Raw genomic sequence first — 3904 nt, 5'->3', positions numbered from 1 at the left:
GCACGAGACCTTGATCGAATTCAAAGAATGCTTGATCACGCTTCTCTTACTATTACCGCTTGGAACGGCAGCGAACTCATTGGCATAGCCAGAGCGTTAACAGATTTTAGCTACTGCTGCTATTTATCGGATTTAGCTGTTGTAAAAGACTATCAAAAGCAAGGAATCGGTACACAGCTCATCAAACACGTTCAATCAGAAATCGGCGAAGAAACCGCGCTGATTTTACTTTCCGCTCCTTCTGCTATGAACTACTATCCAAAAGCCGGCTTTCATCACATTGATAATGGATTTAAAATTGATAGAATTCGGTAGACGCGAAGAAAGGAGCTTCTCCTTTCTTTTTATCCAAACGCCTGAGCTGCTATAGCAAAAAGATTGCCCTGTCTAGCAGGGAGAGGATTGACACCATACGCCATAACAGGAGGCTCATTTTGAAGCTGAAATCCGTGATTTTCCACAAGTTTCTTTAACGTTTCCTCATGAGAAGACAGGTCAATTCTCAGCTTTTCTTTGTAATTCTTCGCTAGTTCATCAATGACTAGCATCGCTGCTTCAGCGTTTGGAGCAACTACGGGACCAATCACGATATTGCTCGGCGTACGAACCGCTAAACCATAGCCCGTCATTTTATTTTGTTCGTTTTGTAAGACAACTGCTTTTTCAGCTTGCTGAATTCTACTTTTTAAAAATAGCTTTCTATTATCTCCAAATGCTGCTTCATCAAGCTTTACAATCCCTTTGAAGTCACTTCTCTTTAAGGGTCGTGTATACAATCCTGAAACTTTAAATGCTCTTGGTGTGTATTCACTGCTTATGTATTTACTTACATAGTCCACGGTTTTAAACCCTGCTGTTTGATATAAGTGCTCACCTTCTTTTGTCGCAATTAAGTAGGCATTCATCTCAGGGGAAAGAACTTGCAGACAATGCTTCATGAGCTGCCCGGCTAACCCTTGTTTTCGGTAATCTTTTCTCACAATCACCATTCCTATAAAAGCTGACTGATTTTTGTACGAAATTACGGCCACACTTGATACGATGTCTCCGTTATCATTTCTATGACCAAATACGTCTCCAGATGAAAAAATCGTATGTAAATCTGCTTCACTATAATCCCATTTTTCCAGCTGCGATAACAGCAGCAAACCTTTTATGTCTTTTTCACTAAATGTTTCAATCATTTCTGCATATGTCCTCCCAACTTTTCAATGCACTGTGTGGCGTTAAAAAGCATAAAACTAACATACTCATCCATTTTCAATTACCGTTTAATCATTAACGAATTCTCTAACTAAATAGTACAGAATAAATAGAATATTTTCTACATTATTTATCCGTACCAATAATCCCTTAAAATAAACTAATCATTCACACATAAACTAATGAAAAAAGACCTCTTTCCAAGAAAGAGGTCTTTTCTGTTATTTCACTAGCTTTTGCTCAGCTGCAGCTGAACTTTGACTTCGTTTATGAAATCCTTTTGCGTAGTACGCGATAATAAGACCGATAAACCATAATGGTCCGATGACAACTGCAATTCTTGTATCTGGATTATATGCCATGAGAACCACTACCAGCGCTAGGAACGCAAGTGACACATAAGATGTTAACGGAAATAAAGGCATTTTATATTTCAGCTTTGCCTCTTCACCTGTTTTTAACGTTTTGCGATATTTAATTTGAGAAAGCAAAATAATTCCCCATGTCCAAATCGCACCGAATGTTGCAATACTTGTTACCCACGTAAATACTTTGGCAGGCACAATGTAGTTTAACGCTACTCCGACTAATAGCGCACCTGCTGATGCCAAAACAGCTTTTCCCGGTACGCCGCCCTTTGTAAGCTGACCGTATCCTTTTGGTGCTTCTCCGTGTTCTGCTAAGTTAAACAGCATACGGCCTGTACTAAAAATACCGCTGTTGCAAGAAGAAAGAGCTGCTGTTAGTACAACAAAGTTAATGATACCAGCCGCCGCTGGAATGCCGATTTTTTCAAATGTTAATACAAACGGGCTTCCCTGTGAACCAATCTCTTGCCACGGATAAATCGACATAATGACAAATAACGCACCGACGTAGAAAATCAGAATACGCCAAAAGACAGAATCAATCGCTCTTGCTAGAGATTTTTCGGGATTTTTCACTTCTCCCGCGGTAACGCCGATCATTTCAATTCCTAAATACGCAAACATGACCATTTGTAGCGACAGCAAAATACCTTTGAATCCGTTCGGGAACAGTCCGCCGTTGTCCCACAAGTTTTTGATACCAGTCGCAACGCCGCCGTTGCCGATTCCGAACACAATCATTAATAATCCAACGGCAATCATTAATACAATCGCTAAAATTTTAATAAGTGCAAACCAAAATTCCAGTTCACCATATGCCTTAACAGCTAAGAAGTTAACCGTTGTCATGATGACAAGCGCCGATAACGCCCAAATCCAGTTTGGTACATCCGGATACCAATACCCCATATAAATACCAACGGCTGTAATTTCAGCCATACATGTTACAACCCATAAAAACCAGTAGTTCCAACCTGTTAAATAACCAGCAAGCGGCCCTAAGTAGTCGCGTGCGTACTTGCTGAATGAACCTGCAACAGGTTTTTGAATCGCCATTTCTCCAAGTGCTCTCATAATAAAAAACATAATCATTCCGCTAAATCCGTACGCCAATAATATTCCTGGCCCTGCTAATTTAATAGCAGATGCAGATCCAAGAAACAGTCCTACCCCTATGGCTGCTCCTAAGGACATCAGCGTCACATGTCTTTCTTCTAACCCGCGTTTCAATTCTTTCCCCTGAGTTTTCCCCTGCATAAACGTCTCCCCTTTTTCCAATCTGTCAAAACGAGATGAATACAGCCTTTTTTGTTAGCGCTTTCATATAAATTTGTGCTAAAAGACAGCTAGGCTGTATATTTGTATTCTATCACCTTTCCCTCACTTTTCTTTTGTCGAAAAACAAAAAAATTATCTTATCATTTTGTTTAAACGCACAATTAGACATAGGCACTACTTTTTTACTATGTATTTATTATTGCACTTAAGTAATAGTATTTTTTAAAAATAGAAAAACGCCGACTCAACTCCGTCAGCGCATCGTTCATTTTATGCTTTTTTATAAAAACTAGCATTTATCTCGCGGGTTCAAAAGTTTTACAGCCAGGTTCTTCCGTTTCAGAAACATGGTGACTACTTTCAGGACTCACAACGTAAATGGACTCTGCACTGCATTTATTTCTGGATTTCCAATACATGCACTCATTCACTTCACACAATACACCTTGAGCCACTGTTATCCCTCCTTTGCTTGTCTTATCTATTTACTACCCGAAATATAACGATTCTAACATTTTTACGCAAAAAAACCGCTTGTTTCTCAAGCGGATCTTTTTATTGCGTGTGTTCAACATACTGTTTTTTAGCTAAATATAACTCACGGCTCAGCGTGATCCGCCGTTCTCTCAAGTGCCTTAAGTTAGCATGAAATTGTTCGTTAGTTGGCTCTTCTTGAATTAAGCGATACGTAAAAGAAATATCTTCATTTAACTGTTTAAAATCTTCCCATATCTCTTGAACTAGAGCGGATTGTTTTTCTTCAAATGAACGATTTTGATGCGTTTTTAGCGCGGCTAAAATTTCCTGCTGCCACGTTTCGTCTTTTATTTCTTTTGCTAATAAGTATAGATCTAAATAATCATTAATGCATAAATTCGTTTGTGTATTATTCAATGTCATCACCTTTTCTATACGAAATGTTTCTTCCTAAGAAGAGGATTTCATCATAGAAAAAGATTCCTCTTCTTATCTGTCAGAGCTAGGCTATGCTGAAATTAGCACCATTCAATAATTGTGGTTGCTGAGGTTTCAAAGGGCCAGTCCCTCCACCTCTC

General features: G+C 39.0%; 5 protein-coding genes and 1 riboswitch. Of the genes, 1 reads left to right on the top strand and 4 read right to left on the bottom strand.

All coding sequences use genetic code 11. The annotated features are described in order from the left end of the window. Window positions 1-315, top strand: a 315-nt coding sequence (locus AC1DRF_RS18895; RefSeq protein ID WP_477741395.1) for a GNAT family N-acetyltransferase, incomplete at its 5' end; no start/stop codon positions are given. Between the two features lie 29 nt (window positions 316-344). Here AC1DRF_RS18895 and AC1DRF_RS18890 read toward each other — a convergent pair. From AC1DRF_RS18890 to AC1DRF_RS18875, 4 genes are all read right to left on the bottom strand, one after another. Continuing rightward, entirely contained in the window at window positions 345-1184 is an 840-nt protein-coding gene (locus AC1DRF_RS18890) for a GNAT family N-acetyltransferase (protein WP_230184496.1), read from the bottom strand. Between the two features lie 240 nt (window positions 1185-1424). Beyond that, entirely contained in the window at window positions 1425-2828 is a 1404-nt protein-coding gene (alaP, locus tag AC1DRF_RS18885; RefSeq protein WP_028410948.1) for an alanine permease AlaP, read from the bottom strand. Window positions 2829-3145: 317 nt separating this feature from the next. Further along, a complete protein-coding gene (locus tag AC1DRF_RS18880) occupies window positions 3146-3304 on the bottom strand; it encodes a DUF1540 domain-containing protein (RefSeq protein ID WP_477741394.1) in 159 nt (52 codons plus the stop codon). A 100-nt stretch (window positions 3305-3404) separates the two neighbouring features. Continuing rightward, entirely contained in the window at window positions 3405-3749 is a 345-nt protein-coding gene (locus tag AC1DRF_RS18875) for a hypothetical protein (protein ID WP_477741393.1), read from the bottom strand. A gap of 63 nt (window positions 3750-3812) precedes the next feature. Beyond that, a riboswitch (SAM riboswitch) is annotated at window positions 3813-3904 on the bottom strand. This riboswitch is flagged as partial in the annotation.

It is taken from the genome of Priestia sp. P5_B4 (assembly GCF_056400385.1).
The sequence above is the reverse complement of the archived record's forward strand: the minus strand, read 5'-3'. Positions and strand labels throughout refer to the sequence as shown.